Here is a 17,999-nt window from a genome sequence, read left to right as displayed (position 1 = left end):
TGTCCGGGACGTGGTTCTGGTGGCGCCGGGGGAGCGGGTGGTAGGGGAGGATGTCCGGTATGCGCGTGCTGATTGCTCCGGACAAGTTCGCTGGGACGTTGACCGCTGTGGAAGCCGCGGCTGCCATCGAGGAGGGCTGGCGACGCCGGGATCCCGATGCCGAGGTGCTGGTCGCCCCAATGGCTGACGGCGGGCCCGGGTTCATCGACGTCCTCGAGGCTGTTGTCGACGGCACCCTCCTTTCGGTGACCGTGCGCGGTCCGCTGGGTCACGAGGTGCCCGCGACGGTGCTGCTCGCCGGAGAGACCGCGTACGTCGAGACTGCCCAGGCGTGCGGCTTACACCTGGTCGAGCCGAAGGAACGCCGGCCCGAGGACGCCAGCACGTACGGCGTGGGGCAGTTGATCGCGGCGGCGGTGGACGCCGGGGCCAAGCGGATCGTCCTCGGTCTCGGCGGGTCCGGCACGAACGACGCAGGCGCGGGTCTCCTGGCAGCCCTCGGAGCCACGGCGACCGGGGGTGACCTGGCCGCCGGCGCGGCCGGGCTGGCCGGGTTGAGCGAGGTCGATCTCGAGCCGGCGCGGAGCCGCGCGGCCGGGATCGAGTTCGTGGCCGCCAGTGACGTCGAGAACCCGATGCTCGGGCTGCGCGGCGCCACCAACATCTTCGGCACCCAGAAGGGGATCACCGACGACCGCAAGCCGGAGGTGGACGGCTGGCTGACCCGGTTCGCGGAGCTCGCCGGGCGGAAGACGGCCGACGCCAAGGGTGCGGGGGCCGCGGGCGGTCTCGGGTACGCGTTGCTCCTGCTCGGTGCGGAGCGGGTGTCGGGGATCGACCTGGTGGCGGACCTGACCGGCCTCCGGGACAAGGCGGGGCGGGTGGATCTGGTGCTGTCCGGCGAAGGGGCGTTCGACTTCCAGTCGCGCGACGGCAAGGTGATCGCCGGGGTCGCGAAGGTGGCGAACGACGCGATGCGGCCGTGCGTAGTACTGGCAGGCAAGGTGCTGATCGGGTCCCGCGAGATGCGCACGATGGGGGTGGAGTCGGCGTACTCCCTGGTCGACGCTGTCGGCGAGGAGCGCGCGTTCGCCGACCCCCACGGTTCCCTCGCCGCCGTCGCCGAGCGGGTCGCCCGCACCTGGGCCCGCTGACCCCCGCGCCTGACCACTTGCGTCCGAAGAGGGGTGGGGCGGGACCCTCGCTTCTTCGGACGCAAGGTGGTCAGGGGGTGTCCGGTCGGCGGGTGAGGTGGTTGAAGCTGGGAATTGGTGTGCGACCATGGGAATTGTTCCGGGTCGGCGGTTGTTGGTCCGGATGACAGCGGAACTTCCGCGCGCGGCCTTCTGCCCAAAAAGCGGCCGGGCGCTCAAGCAGATGACTGGAGTCAGGAATGACTGAAGCGCAGACCGAGCAGGCTGTAACCGCGGCCACCGGCATCCTGTTGACCGACGGGGCTGCCGCCAAGGTGAAGGCGCTGCTGGACCAGGAAGGTCGCGACGATCTCGCACTGCGTGTCGCCGTGCAGCCGGGCGGTTGCTCCGGTCTGCGGTACCAGCTGTTCTTCGACGAGCGTCAGCTCGACGGCGACGTGGTGGCGGACTTCGGCGGTGTGAGTGTGGTCACGGACCGGATGAGCGCGCCTTACCTCAAGGGTGCGGCGATCGACTTCGTGGACACGATCGAGAAGCAGGGCTTCACGATCGACAACCCGAACGCGACCGGCTCCTGCGCCTGCGGCGACTCGTTCAACTGAGCTGAAAGCAAAGCCCCGCTCGCCCTGACGGCGAGCGGGGCTTTGTCATGCCCGGACGACACCACTCGGTGTTCTCAAGGCCGGAAACCTGCCCGATCAGGCGCCTCTATGGTCCCGGTCGAAGACTGACCGGAGTTGTCCTGGAATTGCTTGCTGTTCACGATCAAACCTGGCTAATGTTCGGATTGTCAACAAAAGTACGACCTGAGTCCGCGATGTGTGCGAGGCAAGTCAAGTGGGCACCGCCGGACGCAGTACCGATGCTGCCCGCCACCCCGGTCAGACGTCGATTGACAACGAGGAGGACCTCGTGAGCTCTGAGCATCCGCAGCAGCCGACTGTAGAGAACGAACAGCCCCCGGCTGTGCTGAAGAAGGCGATCGCAGCCTCCGCCATCGGGAACGCGACCGAGTGGTTCGACTACGGCATCTATGCCTATGGCGTCACCTACATCTCGGCGGCGATCTTCCCCGGTGACACCGAGAGCGCGACCTTGCTCGCGCTGATGACCTTCGCGGTCTCGTTCCTGGTCCGCCCGCTCGGCGGACTCGTCTGGGGACCGTTGGGGGATCGCCTCGGCCGCAAGCACGTGCTGGCGATCACGATCCTGTTGATGTCCGGAGCCACCTTGTGTGTCGGACTCGTACCGACGTACGACTCGATCGGTATCTGGGCGCCCGTGCTGCTCGTGCTGCTGCGGATGATCCAGGGGTTCTCGACGGGTGGCGAGTACGGCGGTGCCGCGACCTTCATGGCGGAGTACGCGCCGAGCCGCAAGCGCGGCTTCCTCGGCAGCTTCCTGGAGTTCGGCACCTTGTCAGGCTTCGCCCTCGGTGCGTTGCTGATGCTCGGGTTCTCGCTGCTGCTGGGCGACGATGCGATGCATTCGTGGGGTTGGCGGTTGCCGTTCCTGGTCGCCGCGCCGCTCGGCCTGGTTGGTTTCTATCTGCGCTCGCGGCTCGAGGACACCCCGGTGTTCCGCGAGTTGGAGGAGAAGGGCGAGAAGGAGGAGCAGACCAGTTCCCAGTTCAAGGATCTGCTCGCCGGCTACTGGAGGCCGATCCTTCGGTTGGGCGGCATGGTCGTCGCGCTGAACGTGGTGAACTACACGCTGCTGACCTACATGCCGACCTATCTGGAGAACCAGATCGGCCTGTCGTCGGACGAGTCGCTGATGGTGCCCATCATCGGGATGCTCGCGATGATGGTCTTCCTGCCGTTCGCGGGGCGGTTGTCCGACCGGGTGGGCCGCAAGCCGCTGTGGTGGTTCTCGCTGGCCGGGCTGTTCGTCGCCGGGGCGCCGATGTTCCTGCTGATGGGGACGTCGCTGACCGGCGCGATCGTCGGGTTCGCAGTACTGGGGCTGCTCTACGTGCCGCAGTTGGCGACCATCTCCGCGACGTTCCCGGCGATGTTTCCGACGCATGTCCGGTACGCCGGGTTCGCGATCGCGTACAACGTGTCGACCTCGCTCTTCGGCGGCACCGCGCCGGCCATCAACGACTGGCTGACTACGAAGACGGGCAATCCTCTGATGCCTGCCTACTACATGATGGCCGCGTGTGTGGTCGGCGCCATCGCTCTGCTCAAGGTTCCCGAGACGACGCGTTGCCCGTTGAACGGAACGGCTACACCGGGCACCGAGGAAGCGCTGCCGCCGGTGGAGCTGGAGCCCGCTCGCAGCTGACGACGCCCTACTCGATGGGTTCCTGCAGTTCGGTGACCCATCGGCTGAGGTCCTCGGGGCAGTCCAGGTAGAGCTCGCGGGCGGGTCCGCTGGTTCGGTGGCCGTTGTCGTCGATCCAGCGGGCCAACGCCTGCCAGGCAGGCAGTACTTCGTCGATGGCTCCGCGATGAACCACGGTCGCCGCCCGGGTGGCGGGGTGATCGACGACCGTCAGCCCGTTGAGTTCGCCATCGATCTCGACCGAGGCGGCCAGGGCAGCGTGTACGGCGACCTCGTCGCCGGCCGCCTCGTAGTAGCAGGTCAATCGCCCGGCCGGGGTGACTCCAGTTGCCTCAGGCAACCGTCGGCCCAGTTCCGCGCAGAGCGGGCGAATCACCGGCCCGATGTCGTCCGGCGTGAAGCTGGCCGCGGTACTGGACAGCTCGACCATCCGTACTGCCGGGAGTTCCTTCAGGACGACGTCGACGGCCGGTGGCCGGCCTTCCTGCTCGATACTGCGGAGCCGGGACTCGACCTGCACCAACCGGGCAGCACCCTCGGCCAACGCGGACTCGAGCTCGGCCCGCCGGAGCGCCAGCATCGCTCTCACCTCGACCACGCTGACCTCGTCCGCGAGCATCGTGCGCACCTGCTCGAGAGAGAAGCCGAGATCCTTCAGCGCGACGATGCGGTTGAGGTCGGCGAGCTGGCCCGCGTCATAGCTGCGGTAGCCGGTGACGGCATCCACGTGGGCGGGGCGGAGCAGGCCGATGCTGTCGTAGTGCCGCAGCATCCGGACCGACACCCTGCCATGCCTGGCGAAATCGCCGATCGCGAACATCCCCGCTCCCATCGTTGTGAGGCAGAGTCAACCAGCTCTTGGCGTCAGGACGCGACGAGCTCGGCGAAGGTGATCGCGGTGTCGTCCTCGTGCCACGGGCCGATCACCTGCGCGCCGACCGGCAGTCCGCTGGGACTCTGACCGATCGGCAGGTTCAGGGCGGGCAGCCCGGTCAGCGACGCGTGCGAGATCCAGAAGACCTGCGTGTCATATGGCTGCTCTCCCGAGGAAGTCTTGATGGTCCGCTGCTCGAACGGCCGGTCGTCGTGGGGAAAGGCCGTCGTGAAGCTGGTCGGGCAGAGGAACACGTCGACCTCACCGAAGTACTGCTGCCACCTGGCTCGGGCAGCCATCCGCCGCCGCTCCTGCTCGATCACCTCCGCCAGACTGGCGAAATCCGGATCTCCGCCGCCATGCAGTGCGAAGAACAGTCCGAGCTGAAAACCGAAGGCCTCCAGCTGATCCGTCGGCGAGACGCCTTCCGGCCAGCCCGCCACGATCTTGGCGCCGCCGCGACCGAGGGCATCCACGGTGTCGGACAGGGCGGCACCGACCTCGCTCGAAACCGGAGCCCGCTCGTGGTCGAGAACCACGCCGACCCGGAAGTCCGCCAGCCGCTGATGCCGTGGCGGAGCGAGCTTCCACGAGAGGGCTCCGGCCGTCGGGCCGCCGGTGACTCGAAGGGCGGTCCGGAGATCGGCCGCCGACCTGGCCAAGGGCCCGACAGTGGAGGGATTCGGGAACTCGGTTGCCGGTGGCGGCGGGCCCGGGGGCTGGAAACCGTCCAGCGGGACCACGCCTGCGGTGGGCTTGAGGCCGTACACCCCGCAGTAGCCGGCGGGGAGCCGGATCGACCCGACCAGGTCCGAGCCGTACTCCAGGTAGGTCATCCCCGCGGCCAGAGCTGCGGCGCCACCTCCGCTCGAGCCTCCCGGAGTACGGGTGGGATCGTGCGGGTTGTTCGTCCTGCCGTACACCTCGTTGGCGGTCTGTCCGTAGTCGGCGAGCATGGTGTGCACGTTGCTCTTGCCGTAGACGATCGCGCCGGCGCCTGCGAGCCGTCGTACCAGTACTGCGTCCTCGTCGGCCACATAGTCCGCGAACTCCGGGTTACCCCACGTCGTGTGCAGGCCTGCGACGTTGAAGGCTTCCTTGACGGTCATCGGTACGCCGTGCAGCGGGCCCACTTCGGCGCCCGCCGCAATCGCTTCATCGGCCGCGGCGGCTGCCTGCCGGGCGAACTCGGCCCGGATCTCGACCACCGCGTTGACGGTGGAATCCGCCTCGACCCGGGCGAGCAGTACTTCGGTCACCTCGCGCGACGACACCTTGCCCTGCTTGATGTCCGCCGCGATCTCCCCTGCTGTCCTGAACTCGATCTCAGTCATAGCGCCAGGTGTAGGCCCTGACACAGTGTCAGGGTCAACACCGGTCGGCGGCGCATGCGTTCTCGCTGATCGACAGCTACATCTTCGGCTTCGTGCTGCAGGAGGTGAATCTGCCGTTCGACGACTCCTCGCCTCGGACCTGGAGGAGGTCGCCGGGTCGCGGCGTCGGCGTCGGCTCAGGAGGTGACGGCGGCGACTGTGTCGGCCCAGAGGTCGGCGGCTTCGTCGATCTGATCGGCGTCGACCACGAGCGCGGGGATGAAGCGGACCACCTGACTCCACGCGCCGCACGTGAGCAGCAGCAGTCCGCGGCGGGCGGCCTCCTGCTGGGCGGCTGCGGCGGTGATCGGGTCAGGCTTGCCGGCCGCGTCGCGGAACTCGTTGCCGATCATCAGGCCGAGTCCGCGGACGTCGGTGATCTGCTCGTGCTTGTCGGCCACCAGTTGCAGGGCCTGCTTCAGCTGGGCTCCGCGTTCGGCCGAGTTCTCGACCAGGTGCTCGTCCTGGATCACGTCGAGTGTTGCGAGAGCAGCCGCGCAGGCGACCGCGTTCGCGCCGTAGGTGCCGCCCTGGGAACCAGGCCAGGCCTTCTCCATCAGAGCTGACGAAGCGGCGATGGCCGACAGTGGGAAGCCGGAGGCGAGGCCCTTGGCGGTGACGAGGATGTCGGGCCGCGCGTTGAAGTGGTCGCCGCCCCAGAACTTGCCGGTCCGGCCGAAACCGGTCTGCACCTCGTCGACGACCAGCAGGATGCCGTGCTCGTCGGCGCGTTCCCGCAGACCGGCCAGGAAGCGTTCGTTCGCGGGCACGTACCCGCCTTCGCCGAGGACCGGCTCGACGAAGAACGCGGCGGTGTCGGCCGGAGTACTGAGGGTCTGCAGCACGTAGTCGAGCTGGGCCAGCGCGAAGTCCGTCGCCTGCTCGACCGGCCAGCCGAAATGACCGGGGTCCGGGAACGGCGAGACGTGGACGCCTGCCATCAGCGGGCTGAAGCCGGAGCGGAACTTGGTCCCGGAGGTGGTCAGCGAGGCCGCGGCCACGGTTCTGCCGTGGAAGCCGCCGTGGAACACGATCACGTTCGGCCGCCCGGTCGCCTGCCTGCTGAGCCGAAGAGCTGCCTCGATCGCCTCGCTGCCTGAGTTGGCGAAGAACATCCGGTCCAGGCCCTGGGGCAGGACCTCGCCGAGCCGCTCGACCAGATCCAGCAACGGCCTGTGCAGGACGGTCGTGTACTGCGCGTGGATGAGCGTCCCGACCTGGCGCTGGGCCGCCGCGACCACCCGCGGGTGGCAATGACCCGTGCTGGTCACGCCGATCCCCGCGGTGAAGTCGAGGTACCGGCGGTCGTCCTCGTCGTACAGGAATACGCCCTCACCGCGGGCGGCGATCACCCCGGTCGCCTGTTTCAGAACCTGCGAGAGCTCAGCCACGGGCTTCCCCTTGCGCATCAGTTGGTAGATTGTCGACAATCAGCGTATCTCAGGTGTCTGGACTGTCAACGGCCGTCCGTCTGGAGGTTTCCGATGACCGAGCTGGATCTCGCCGCCGAAGCCAAGGTGGTCGATGCCGTCGAGAAGCGGCTGTTCATCGACGGCAAGTGGGTCGAAGCGGCGGACGGCGCGACGTTCGGCGTCGTGGACCCGTCGACCGGCGAGATCGCTTATGCGGCCGAGTTCTGCCGGCACTTCGCGGGCGAGGCGGTCCGGATCGACGGCGGCTACCAGACCGCTCCGGCGGGCAACGCGCGGTTCCTGATCGCCAGGCAGCCGGTAGGCCCGTGCCTGCTGATCACACCGTGGAACTTCCCGATGGCGATGGGGACCCGCAAGCTCGGCCCGGCACTCGCGGCCGGCTGTGCGAGCGTGATCAAGCCGGCGCACCAGACGCCGCTGTCGATGCTCGCGCTGATGGAGATCCTGGCCGAGGTCGGCGTACCGGCCGGTGTGGTCAACTGCGTCACGGCGATGGACGCGGGTGGCGTGATGGAGCCCTTGATCCGTTCGGGGCTGGCTCGCAAGCTGTCCTTCACCGGTTCCACCAGGGTCGGGCGGATGCTGCTCGAGCAGTGCGCCGAGAAGGTGCTCCGGACGTCGCTCGAGCTCGGCGGCAACGCGCCCTTCATCGTGTTCGAGGACGCCGACCTCGACGAGGCCGTGGACGGCGCGATCGCGGCCAAGATGCGCAACATGGGTGAAGCCTGTACTGCGGCCAACCGCCTCTTCGTGCACGAGTCCGTCATCGGCGAGTTCGGGAAGCGCCTGGCCCAGAAGATGTCCGGGTTGTCCGTGGGTCGCGGCACGGGCGACGTCAAGGTCGGGCCGCTGATCGACGAGGCAGCCCTGGCGAAGGTGGAATCGCTGGTCGCGGACGCGGTGGAGCGCGGGGCCACCGTTCTGACCGGGGGAGAAGTTGTGGCCGGCAACGGGTACTTCTACCCGCCGACAGTGCTGACCGGCGTACCGCGGGACGCCCTGATGGCGGACCAGGAGATCTTCGGGCCGATCGCCCCGCTGAACCCCCTTCGCCGACGAGGCGGAGGTGGTTGCCGCGGCCAACGACACGGAGTACGGGCTGGTCGCCTACGTCTTCACCAACGACCTGCGCCGTGCACTCCGTGTCGCCGAGTCGATCGAGACCGGCATGGTCGGTCTCAACCAGGGAGTCGTGTCGAACCCCGCGGCTCCCTTCGGCGGCGTCAAGCAGTCCGGCCTGGGTCGCGAGGGTGGTTCCCTCGGCATCGACGAGTTCCTCGAGACGAAATACATCGGCATCGCCATGGCCTGAACCACGCCATCACACGCCATCACCACCCAACGCGACTGATCCCCGGCATCCTCCTGTCCGGAAACTCCACCGGCCTGATGCGCTGACCGGCTAGAGTCGTTCCCGATGCAAACCAACTCCTGAAGACGTGCGCAGCACCCAGGCACCCCTGCTGATCCGGTAGGGCGCGTGCCGCTGCCCGCATGTCGTGTCGCTTCCCGACCGCATCCGGCGCTCTTCAGGAGTCACCTTCATGTCCCACCCTGCCCTTGGCCTGCCCTCTCTCGACCTCACCCACCCTGTTGAGGACCTCGTCGTCCTCCGGACCGTCCAAGGGGGTGAGGATCTGCTCGTCGGGCTCGACGTCGTCGCCCGGTCCGCCGGCCGCCTGACCTGTCGCGTCAGCGGAACCCTGCAGCAGTTGCACGACCTCAAGCTCTTCACCTCACTCGCCGTACCGCTGATCGATCTGGCTTCGGTACGACGATCTGCCGAGCGCGGGCTCATCTCCGCGCTGCGCTGTGCCGGTCCGCCACGGTTCAGGATCGCCCCCGGTACTCCGGACACGGGCCTGCTGCGGACTGCTCTGGCTTCGGAGCTCGGCTGGATCGAGGATCCGGGCGACTGGGCTGTCAACTTCGTGGTCGCGCCGAACGGGTGGGAGGCGGAGATCGGACCGTTGCACTGGTCCCACCGCTTCGGCCGGCTCGAACGGTTGCCCTGGTCAACCACGCCGGTCGTCGGTGAGATCCTCGCCAGACTCGCGAAGATCCGTTCCGGTCAGCGCGTCGTCGACCCATTCTGCGGGACCGGCACGCTGCTGCTCGCGGCCGCTCGGAGTGCGCCCGACCTGGCTGTGTTCGGGGCCGACCACGACCCGTCGGCGATCGCCCTCGCCAAGGCCAACCTGGACCGCTGCGGTGTGGCTGCGAGCCTGACCGTTGCGTCGGCGGACCAACTGCAGCACGGCGACCAGAGCATCGATCGCGTGCTGGCCAATCTTCCGTTCGGCAAGCTCGTGGGCACCCATACCGGCAACGCCCACCTCTATCCGGCGGCGCTCCGCGAGGTAGGCCGTGTGCTCCACCCTTCCGGTCGGGCAGTCCTGCTCACAGACGACAAGCGCCTCTTTCGTGCCTCGGTTGCCGCCGTGCCCGGTCTGAAGATCGTCAGGGAGCGGAGGCTCAGCTACGGCGGGGTCACTCCGACCGTCTTCTGTCTGGTCCACACCCGCAGCAAAGGACGCGACCCGAGGTGTTGACAAGATTTGCACAGCGTATAAATAATTCGAACTGTGTTAAAGAAGCCGGTGGCGGGGAATTGGCGCGAGGCGCGGCGGGAGAGTGCGCGGGCGGCCGTGCTGGCGACCGCGTGGCAGATGGTGCGCGAGGACGGCCTGGCGGTCTTGTCGCTGCGCGAGCTGGCGCGGCGGGCGGGGATCACGACGCCGACCGTGTATGCGTACTTCGCGTCGAAGAACGCCATCTTCGACGCGATGTTCGCCGAGGCCGCGCAGAGTTTCGTCGACCTCAAGGCGTCGCTGCCCGTCACCGACGACCCGCGCGCGGACCTGCTGACCGAGGCCAGGGCCTTCATCGAGTTCTGTGTGTCCGACGTGGCCCGCTACCAGCTTCTCTTCCAGCACTCGGTGCCCGGCTTCACGCCGTCGCCGCAGTCCTATGAGCTCGCCGTGAGTGCCCTGGAGGTCACTCGCGAGCTCCTCGCACGCAACGGCGTGCACGATCCGCGGTACCTCGACATCTGGACCGCCGTGACGACCGGCCTGGTCGACCAGCAGGTTTCCAACGACCCGGGCGGCGACCGGTGGAGCCGGCTCATCGACGACGTCACCCAGATGTTCCTCGCTCAGTTCGGAAAGGACTGAGCCACCGATCGAAGGGGGCCCATCATGCCCACTGTCACTCAAGCCAGGCTGCACCATCTCGCGCTCACCGTCACCGATCTCGACGCCAGCGTCGAGTGGTACGGCGAGGTCTTCGACGTCCACCCGCTGATGGATGTGCCGCACGCCGGCGGCGTCGGGCGGATCCTCGCCGACGCCGATCGCCAGTTGATGATCGCGCTGCACCGGCACGACACGAACGACGGCGGACTCTGCGCCGAGACGACGACCGGCCTCGATCACGCAGGCTTCGCGGTCGCCACCCGGGCCGACCTCGAGAGCTGGCAGGACCACCTCGAGGCCCACGGCGTCGTCCGCAGCGACACAGCCGACAAGCCACTCACCCAGTCGCCGATCGCCGACGAGCCGTACGCCGCCGTCCTCGTCTTCCGGGACCGCGACAACATCCAGCTCGAGCTATTCGCACCCGCGCAGCACTAGGCACGAGGTCTGGTCCCACGTCCGGACGGACGTAGGACCAGAGCCCCTTCAGTCAGTCGTGCCCTTGAATCAGTCGTGCTTCGGGATCAGTAGCGCGAGTCCTTGCAGATCGAGCGCGGGTCGCTCGTCTTGCAGTCGTTGTCCTTGAACTCGATGTGCCTGCCCTTCCTGTCCCAGTAGATGTCCAGCCGGTTCTTCTTGAACTTGTTGTCGACGACCTTGACGTATGCCGGGTCGCCCCCGCCGAACTTCTTGGAAGTGACCACTGCGAGACCTGATGACCGGAATTCGCCCTGCCTGGACGCCTTGTGCCCGGTGATCTTGTTTTCCTTCACCAGCACATGGTCGGCGCCGGCTACGACGATGCCGTTACCAGACAACTTGGGCACCGGCGGATGCGCCGGGCAGAAGCGGTTGTTGTCCCGCACCTTGTTGTCCACGAGCGCCCAATCGCCACCCTTGACCTTCTCCGCGGTGTCGAGGACGAGCGCACCGACGCAGTTGGCCTTCATCAGGTTGTCCTTCAACAAGCCGTTGCGGGAGTCGCGCATCAACATCCCGAACGTCCAGCCCTTCATCACGTTGTCCGCGACGTAGGCCTTCGCGTTGGCCGTGTCACCGACGTACAGGCCTGCCTCGCCACCGTCGCCGATCTCGGTGTTGTGCGTGAAGACGATCCCCTTCGACTCGAAGGCGGCCGCGCCGTACTCATCGTGCCTCAGACCGGTGTGATGAGACACCTCGACGCCGTGCTTGGCCTGGAAGGCTATGACGCCGAAACCGGGGTGATCGACTGTGGTCAGGTTGCTGACCTTGGCTTTGCGGTCGGGAGCGTTGAAGGCGAACGCCGATACCTCGGCCTCGGTCTGCCAGCAGACGGTCTTCTTGAACTTCTTCGGTGGCTTGATCACGGTCTTGCCCTGGCCCGCGCCGACGAACGTCAGTCCCTTGTGGTTGACACAGACCGCGTCGTGGAACACGCCCCGCTTCAGCTTGATGGTGTCGCCGGACTTGGCCTTGTCGGCGACCTTCTGGATCGAATGGCCCGGCTTGACCTCCCAGGTCCGCGACCTGTGCTTCCCGGTTGCCGACGCTGCTCCCGCGCTGACGGCCATCAGGCCGAGTACAGCGATCAGCGCGACGAGCAACCGCCAGACTCCTCGTCGCGCTCGAACGCTCCCGTGCGAGGTGCGACGTGTACCGATAGTGCCTTGCGACGAACGAATGCTCTGGCTGCCCATGGTTCCTCCCTCAATCGATGGGCATCGTTGTCAACCAGGTCCGAGCCTGGTGACCAGCAGACGGAGCGCCGCGAACGATCGGCTGACGGCGGCCCTGTCGTCGCCCGGCTTCGAGGCCGGGCAGCCGTTGCGGCATCGCAATCGTCGAGGAAGGCAGCAGTGAGGTTGAAGGAAACCGTCCCCCGGCCGTATGCGATGGTCGCCCACCCCCCACCGCGGACACTACGCAGCGAGGTCGCAAAGTCAAGTGGTGAAGGGGATTCGGGCCCCGATGGTGCCGAACGCGACGGGTGTTGTGACTCTGTGCTGGGCCTGCGCGGCACACAGTCATGCCGCGGAAGCTCGAACGGAAGCCCGCCGATCAGCGGGTGGTGAGGCGGGCGATGGCGTCGTCCATGTGGGCGATCAGGAGGTGGTCGGCGAGGGCGGTGTCGCCGGTTTTGATGGCTTCGGCCAGGGCCCGGTGTTCCTCGACGCGGACCTCGGCGGCAGCGTAGGTCTCCTCGAGGGCGTGGATGCACATCCGGGTCTCGGTGATGAAGGTGCGGTGCATCCGGCTGAGGCGCGGGCTGCCGGCCAGCGCGACCAGGCGTTCGTGGAAGGCGATGTCCACCTCACTGACCTCGGCAGGATCGGTCGCCGCCGCCATCTCGGCGACCAGTGCGAGCAGTACTTCGCCGGCCGCCGCGTGATCGCCCTCGATGATCTTCCGGGCGGCCGCGCGTTCGATCGCCTCGCGCGCAAGGTACATGTCGCGCACGTCGTCCGCGGTCATGTCGACGACGAACAGCCCGCGGTTGCGGATCGCGATCAGCAGACCCTCCTGGGTCAGCCGCTGCATGCCTTCGCGCAGCGGTCCGCGGCTGACGCCGAGCTTGCGGGCCAGGTCGGCCTCGCCGAGTTGCATGCCCGGCTTGAGTTCGCCGTGGCCGATGGCCTTGCGCAGTCTGTCGGCGATGATGCTCGGCGTCGACTCCTGGACCAGGGGCTCGATGTAGTTCGTCACTTGCGTTCTCCAGGTGCTGCTGCTGGTGCGGCGAAGAGTGTGCCGAGCGCCTCCAAGGCGGGCACCGGTCCAAGGAGGTGCAGACCCTTCCAGACCGTCACCTGGTTCGCGGTGAGGACCGGCTTGCCGATGGCGGCTTCCAGTTCGTCGACGATCGCCAGCGTGTGCATCGCGGTGTCAGGCACCAGCACCGCCTCGGCGTCCGGGTGATCGGCCGCCTTGACCATCGCGATCACCTGGGCGGTCTCCAGCGTGCCGACCTCGGCTGCTGTGATGATCCCGTGGCTGCCCATCGACACGACCTCGGCGCCACCCGCGGTCAGGAACCGGACGAAGTGCTGCGCTACGTCCTCGGGGTAGGACGCGGCCACCGCGACCCGTCGTACGCCCAGAGCTTTCAGGGCATCGACGAACGCGAGCGACGTGGAAGAAGCTGGTACGCCGAGCGCTGCCGCGACGCCGGAGGCCTGGTCGCGGGCTCCCCGCGGGCCGAACACGAAGCTGCCCGACGTGCACGCCCACATCACGGCGTCGGGCTGGGTGGCGGCGAGTTCGAAGGCACCGTCGGCGAGGCGTTCCGCGCGGCCGAGGTCGAGCAGGGCGTCCACCCGGTGCGCGTCCTCGCCGACCGAGGTGATGACCACCGGCAGCTTGATCGCACCGTCGAGCCGAGCCTCGAGCGCGGGGTAGTCGTCCTCCGCGCTGTGACCGGGGTACAGCAGCCCCACCGTGACCATCTGTCCTCCTGGCTGAGCTTCACCGGCATGGGTAGATTGTCGACAATGCTAACCCCACCCAGGAGCGCCCACCGATGACCGCGGAATCCCGGCACGCGGCCGGGCAGTCTCAGCCGGCTGTACGCCGCGCGGCGGGACCGGAGTACGACGTCGGGCGGCTGGCGGCGGAACTGCAGCGGGAACTGCGCGGGGTGGTTGCGGCGGATGCCGGGAGCCGGGCCCTGTATGCGGTTGACGGGTCGAATTACCGGGTGATGCCGGAGTTGGTGGTCGTGCCGGCGGATCGGGAGGAGCTGGCGGCGGCGGTCGCGCTGGTGGCGGGTGCGGGGGCTCCGGTGACGTTGAGGGGCGGCGGGACCTCGATGGCGGGTAATGCGATCGGCGGTGTCGTCATCGATGCGTCGCGGCACGTGAACCGGATCCTCGACCTCGACGCGGAGGCACGGCAGGCGGTCGTCGAGCCGGGAGTGGTCCTCACGGACCTGCTCGCCGCGGCCAAGCCGTTCGGGCTGGCGTTCGGCGCCGACCCGTCGTCGGGCAGCCGCGCGACGCTCGGCGGGATGATCGCGAACAACGCCTGCGGAGCTCATTCGGTCGCCTGGGGTACCACTGCCGACAATCTCCGCAGCCTCGACCTGATCCTCGCCGACGGCACTACGCTGACCGTCGAAACTCCCGGGACCGAGGAAACCGCGGTCAGGCGGGCCGCGGGCGCCGGGCGGCCGGGGAGGGAAGGGGAGTTGCATCGGGCGCTGCAGGCGTTCGTGGACCGGAACGAACTGCTGATCTCGAGAAGGTTCGGGCAGTTCAGCCGGCAGATCTCCGGCTACGCGTTGCACAGGTTGCTGCCGGAGAACGGCTACGACGTCGCCCGGCTCCTGTGCGGCAGCGAAGGTGGTTTCGCCGCCACCTTGCAGGCGACGGTGGCCCTGACTCCGTTGCCAGCGGCAAAGGTTCTCTGCGTGCTCGGCTTCGGCAACTCGATCACCTCGGCCGACTGCGTGCCCGTCGTCCTGCGCCATCGGCCCCTGACGATGGAGTCGATCAACAGCGACCTGGTCGAACGTCTTCCGGCCGAGGTCCGCGACGCGGCCGTACGAGCGGGTCTCCCCGCAGGCCGCGCTTGGTTGCTGGTCGAGCTCGGTGGCCCCGACCAGGCTTCCGCGGCGATCGCGGCCGAGAAGATGCTGGAGGAACTCCGCGACTCCGGCTCGCCTGCGACTGCCTCATTGGTGACCGAGCCCGCGGCTCAGGGAGTGCTCTGGCGATGCCGGACCGATGCGGCCGGTCTGGCGACCCGCCGTGCCGACGGCGCCGAGGCCTGGGGTGGCTGGGAGGACGCCGCCGTTCCGCCCGAGCGCCTCGGCGCCTACCTGCGCGGGCTCGAGGAAGTCCTCGCGCGGCACGGATTGTCCGGCGCGTCGTACGGGCATTTCGGTGAGGGCTGCATGCACATGCGGATCGATTTCGACCTGCTCAGCCGACGCGGGGTCGCGACGTACCGGGAGTTCGTCGAGCAGGCGACCGACCTCGTCGTCGAACTGGGCGGGTCGGTGTCGGGCGAGCACGGCGATGGACGGGCGCGATCCGAACTGCTCAGTCGCATGTACGGCGCTGACGGTGTGCGGTTGTTCGCCGAGCTGAAGCAGATCTGGGATCCGACCGGAGTGATGAACCCCGGCATGATCGTCGATCCGCCCCGGTTGGACGCGGACCTCAGGCACGACGGCCCGGCCAAGGACCGCAAGCTGCTGACGGTCTTCAGCTATGAGAACGACAACCACGACTTCGCCCAGGCGCAGCGCAGGTGTGTCGGCATCGGCAAGTGCCGGCAGAGCTCCGGGGGAGTGATGTGCCCGAGCTATCAGGTGACGCGCGAGGAGCTGCACTCGACCCGCGGGCGGGCGCATCTGCTCTGGGAGATGCTCGAAGGTGACGTGGTCACCGATGGCTGGCGATCGACCGAGGTACGCGACGCGCTCGATCTCTGTCTGTCTTGCAAGGGGTGCCTGTCGGACTGCCCGGTGAATGTGGACATGGCGACGTACAAGGCCGAGTTCACGCATCACCACTACGCACGCAGGCCGTGGGCGCGTCCACTGTCGCACTGGTCGATGGGCTGGCTGCCGCTGTGGTCGCGACTGGCGAAGCGTGCACCGCGACTCGCCAACAGGTTCTCGCGCTTGAGGCTGGTGAAGCGGTTCGGTGGGATCGCGACGGAGCGCGATGTCCCGGAGTTCGCCACCCAGACCTTCACCGACTGGTTCGTTGCCCGCAGCAAACAAAGTAGGGGCCCGCGCGGCAAGGTCGTGCTCTGGCCGGACACCTTCACGAATCACCTGTCACCGGAAGTCGGACGAGCTGCCGTCGAGGTGCTGGAGGCGGCAGGCTTCGACGTTGTACTGCCGGACAAGCCGGTGTGTTGCGGCCTCACCTGGATCTCGACAGGTCAGCTGGGCGTCGCCAAGCGCGTCATAGAGCGCTCTCTGGCGATCTTGGCGCCGCACCTCGCAGCCGGTACGCCGATCGTCGGTCTGGAGCCGAGTTGCACGGCCGCCTTGAGGCAAGACGCGCCGGACCTGCTGGCGGGAAACCCCCTGGCCACAGCAGCCGCCTCGTCGACGTACACGTTCGCCGAGTTCCTGTCGCGGTCCGGCTGGGAACCACCTCAGGTCGGGGGAGAGGCGCTCGTCCAGACACACTGCCACCAGCACGCCGTGCTCGGTTTCGACGCCGACAAAGCACTGATGGCGGCCGCCGGGATCAACGCCTCGATCCCGGACTCCGGCTGCTGCGGCCTGGCCGGCAACTTCGGCTTCGAACGCGACCACTACGCCATCTCCAAGAGCATCGGCGAGCGCGTCCTTCTCCCCGCCGTACGGGCAGCTTCTCCCGCCACCGCAGTCATCGCCGACGGCTTCAGCTGCCGCACCCAAATAGCCCACGGCACCACCCGCCGCGCCACTCACCTCGCTGAACTCCTCGCAGCAACCCTCCGCGACGCACCGGACCGGCCGCAGCGGGCGCCGGAGTAGGTGCGATCCGCCGCGGACTCAGCCGAGCAGTCGCAGAGCGGTCAGGGCGTAGGCGCGGGCCGCTGTGAGGAGCTCGTCGATGGCTACGGACTCGTCGGCGCGGTGGGCTTGGGTGGTCACTGAGCCGGGGCCTAGGACGACGACTGGTACGCCGAGGTCGCGGGCGATGAATCCGCCGTCGCAGGCTGCGGTCCACCCGGCGAGGGGGAGACCGGGGCCGCCGGCGTCGGCGAGGGCGGTGTCGGTGATGCGGACCAGCTCTGCGTCCGCCGGGGTTTCGAAGGCGGGCATCTCCATCGGCAGCTCGAGGTCGACCGACAGCCCGCGATCTTCCAGCCGTAGCCCGGCCACCCGCGAGCGGAGATCGTCGAGCACGATCTCGGGTGATTCCCCTGGCAGCAACCGTCGATCGGCGATCACGACGCAGTCCGCGGGCACGATCGAGCCGCCGGTGCCGCCGTTGATCTGGCCGACGCTCCAGGTCGCGGGTCCGAGCAGGGGATGGGGTTTCGCGGCCAGTTCAGCGTGAAGGCGTTCGATCTCGGCGACGACCGCGGCGGCTCCGTAGATCGCGTTCGCGCCGTCGTCCGGATTCCCCGCGTGGCAGGCGCGACCGTGGACGGAGACCCGCAGGTAGGAGTCACCGCGAGCGCCGGTGATGGTCTGGAGGTCCGTCGGCTCGGCGGTGATGCAGCCGAGGAACGACCGATCCACCGACCCGACGTACGAGCGGATGCCCTTGCCGGTCTCTTCCTCGTCCACCAGCGCCGCCAGTTCGACAGGTCCGCTCAAGGGCACTCCTCGGAGCGCGGCCAGGGCGACCAGTGCCGCGGCCAGGCCGCCCTTCATGTCGGAGGCGCCTCGGCCGTAGATGCGTCCGTTTTCCACTGACCCACCGAAGGGGTCTTTGGTCCACCCATCACCGATCGGTACGACGTCCGTGTGGCCGAGCAGGAGCAGCCCAGGACCGTTGCCCCCGGCAAGGGTGATGCAGAGGTTGTCGCGTCCGGGCTGCACCGCGCTGCCGACCACGTCCAGTCCGAGCTCGACGGCGGCATCGCTCAGCGCGGTGACGGTGGCAGCCTCCTCGCCGGGCGGGTTCTGGCCTTCTGCCCTCAGCAGGTTCTGGGTCAGCTCGATCAGCCGTTTCTCGTCGATCCGGTCGAGAACGGCCTGCTCGGCGGCGGAGATGGTCACTGGCTGCCCTTTCGCGTCGACGAAC

General features: G+C 68.1%; 15 protein-coding genes. 8 read left to right on the top strand and 7 right to left on the bottom strand.

Annotated elements, in window-relative coordinates; all coding sequences use genetic code 11:
* Nucleotides 1–59: 59 nt before the first annotated feature.
* From ABD210_RS27060 to ABD210_RS27050, 3 genes are all read left to right on the top strand, one after another.
* On the top strand, nt 60–1,154 hold the full coding sequence (locus tag ABD210_RS27060; protein WP_344115062.1) for a glycerate kinase family protein: 1,095 nt from the start codon (nt 60–62) through the stop codon (nt 1,152–1,154).
* 239 nt (nt 1,155–1,393) lie between these two features.
* Nucleotides 1,394–1,756, top strand: coding sequence for a HesB/IscA family protein (locus tag ABD210_RS27055; protein WP_344115060.1), 363 nt, complete (start codon nt 1,394–1,396; stop codon nt 1,754–1,756).
* A gap of 310 nt (nt 1,757–2,066) precedes the next feature.
* Nucleotides 2,067–3,443, top strand: coding sequence for an MFS transporter (locus ABD210_RS27050; RefSeq protein WP_344115059.1), 1,377 nt, complete (start codon nt 2,067–2,069; stop codon nt 3,441–3,443).
* A 7-nt stretch (nt 3,444–3,450) separates the two neighbouring features.
* Here the strand turns inward: ABD210_RS27050 and ABD210_RS27045 are convergent, their stop codons facing one another.
* The 3 genes from ABD210_RS27045 to ABD210_RS27035 all read right to left on the bottom strand — a co-directional run bounded on the left by ABD210_RS27045 (nt 3,451) and on the right by ABD210_RS27035 (nt 7,081).
* Nucleotides 3,451–4,263, bottom strand: coding sequence for a MerR family transcriptional regulator (locus ABD210_RS27045; RefSeq protein WP_344115057.1), 813 nt, complete (start codon nt 4,261–4,263; stop codon nt 3,451–3,453).
* A gap of 44 nt (nt 4,264–4,307) precedes the next feature.
* Nucleotides 4,308–5,651 (bottom strand): amidase family protein, encoded by a 1,344-nt coding sequence (locus tag ABD210_RS27040; RefSeq protein ID WP_344115055.1) that lies wholly within the window; start codon nt 5,649–5,651, stop codon nt 4,308–4,310.
* A gap of 176 nt (nt 5,652–5,827) precedes the next feature.
* On the bottom strand, nt 5,828–7,081 hold the full coding sequence (locus ABD210_RS27035) for an aspartate aminotransferase family protein (RefSeq protein ID WP_344115053.1): 1,254 nt from the start codon (nt 7,079–7,081) through the stop codon (nt 5,828–5,830).
* Nucleotides 7,082–7,174: 93 nt separating this feature from the next.
* Here ABD210_RS27035 and ABD210_RS27030 point away from each other — a divergent pair, with 93 nt between their 5' ends.
* The 4 genes from ABD210_RS27030 (at nt 7,175) to ABD210_RS27010 (ending at nt 10,758) form a co-directional block, all read left to right on the top strand.
* Nucleotides 7,175–8,521: an aldehyde dehydrogenase family protein gene (locus ABD210_RS27030; protein WP_425552743.1), complete on the top strand. Its 1,347-nt coding sequence runs from the start codon at nt 7,175–7,177 to the stop codon at nt 8,519–8,521.
* Between the two features lie 146 nt (nt 8,522–8,667).
* The gene (locus tag ABD210_RS27020; protein ID WP_344115051.1) at nt 8,668–9,675 is read left to right on the top strand and encodes a TRM11 family SAM-dependent methyltransferase; all 1,008 of its coding nucleotides are present in this window, start codon (nt 8,668–8,670) and stop codon (nt 9,673–9,675) included.
* Between the two features lie 33 nt (nt 9,676–9,708).
* Nucleotides 9,709–10,299 (top strand): TetR/AcrR family transcriptional regulator, encoded by a 591-nt coding sequence (locus ABD210_RS27015; RefSeq protein ID WP_344115050.1) that lies wholly within the window; start codon nt 9,709–9,711, stop codon nt 10,297–10,299.
* A gap of 24 nt (nt 10,300–10,323) precedes the next feature.
* Nucleotides 10,324–10,758: a VOC family protein gene (locus ABD210_RS27010; protein ID WP_344115048.1), complete on the top strand. Its 435-nt coding sequence runs from the start codon at nt 10,324–10,326 to the stop codon at nt 10,756–10,758.
* A gap of 86 nt (nt 10,759–10,844) precedes the next feature.
* Here ABD210_RS27010 and ABD210_RS27005 read toward each other — a convergent pair whose 3' ends face one another.
* From ABD210_RS27005 to ABD210_RS26995, 3 genes are all read right to left on the bottom strand, one after another.
* Complete coding sequence (locus ABD210_RS27005; RefSeq protein ID WP_344115046.1) at nt 10,845–11,906, bottom strand: right-handed parallel beta-helix repeat-containing protein; 1,062 nt, start codon at nt 11,904–11,906, stop codon at nt 10,845–10,847.
* Nucleotides 11,907–12,360: 454 nt separating this feature from the next.
* Nucleotides 12,361–13,005, bottom strand: coding sequence for a GntR family transcriptional regulator (locus ABD210_RS27000; protein WP_344115044.1), 645 nt, complete (start codon nt 13,003–13,005; stop codon nt 12,361–12,363).
* Nucleotides 13,002–13,742, bottom strand: coding sequence for a maleate cis-trans isomerase family protein (locus ABD210_RS26995; protein WP_344115043.1), 741 nt, complete (start codon nt 13,740–13,742; stop codon nt 13,002–13,004). The genes ABD210_RS27000 and ABD210_RS26995 overlap by 4 nt, the downstream gene beginning before the upstream one ends.
* A gap of 74 nt (nt 13,743–13,816) precedes the next feature.
* Between ABD210_RS26995 and ABD210_RS26990 the strand changes: the two genes are divergently transcribed.
* Entirely contained in the window at nt 13,817–16,777 is a 2,961-nt protein-coding gene (locus tag ABD210_RS26990; protein WP_344115041.1) for an FAD-binding and (Fe-S)-binding domain-containing protein, read from the top strand.
* 18 nt (nt 16,778–16,795) lie between these two features.
* Here the strand turns inward: ABD210_RS26990 and ABD210_RS26985 are convergent, their stop codons facing one another.
* Entirely contained in the window at nt 16,796–17,974 is a 1,179-nt protein-coding gene (locus ABD210_RS26985; RefSeq protein ID WP_344115039.1) for a M20 family metallopeptidase, read from the bottom strand.
* Nucleotides 17,975–17,999 lie beyond the last annotated feature (25 nt).

Origin of the sequence: Kribbella alba (genome assembly GCF_039529635.1) — a bacterium.
Lineage (GTDB): Bacteria > Actinomycetota > Actinomycetes > Propionibacteriales > Kribbellaceae > Kribbella > Kribbella alba.
Note: the sequence above shows the minus strand (reverse complement) of the source record. Positions and strands in the feature narration are given on the sequence as shown.

Bases quoted from the DNA above. Each gene is read 5' to 3' on its own strand.
- ABD210_RS27030 (WP_425552743.1), top strand. From the start codon at position 7,175: ATGACCGAGCTGGATCTCGCCGCCGAAGCCAAGGTGGTCGATGCCGTC.
- ABD210_RS27045 (WP_344115057.1), bottom strand. From the start codon at position 4,263: ATGTTCGCGATCGGCGATTTCGCCAGGCATGGCAGGGTGTCGGTCCGG.
- ABD210_RS27040 (WP_344115055.1), bottom strand. From the start codon at position 5,651: ATGACTGAGATCGAGTTCAGGACAGCAGGGGAGATCGCGGCGGACATC.
- ABD210_RS26990 (WP_344115041.1), top strand. From the start codon at position 13,817: ATGACCGCGGAATCCCGGCACGCGGCCGGGCAGTCTCAGCCGGCTGTA.
- ABD210_RS27060 (WP_344115062.1), top strand. From the start codon at position 60: ATGCGCGTGCTGATTGCTCCGGACAAGTTCGCTGGGACGTTGACCGCT.
- ABD210_RS26995 (WP_344115043.1), bottom strand. From the start codon at position 13,742: ATGGTCACGGTGGGGCTGCTGTACCCCGGTCACAGCGCGGAGGACGAC.
- ABD210_RS27010 (WP_344115048.1), top strand. From the start codon at position 10,324: ATGCCCACTGTCACTCAAGCCAGGCTGCACCATCTCGCGCTCACCGTC.
- ABD210_RS27055 (WP_344115060.1), top strand. From the start codon at position 1,394: ATGACTGAAGCGCAGACCGAGCAGGCTGTAACCGCGGCCACCGGCATC.
- ABD210_RS27020 (WP_344115051.1), top strand. From the start codon at position 8,668: ATGTCCCACCCTGCCCTTGGCCTGCCCTCTCTCGACCTCACCCACCCT.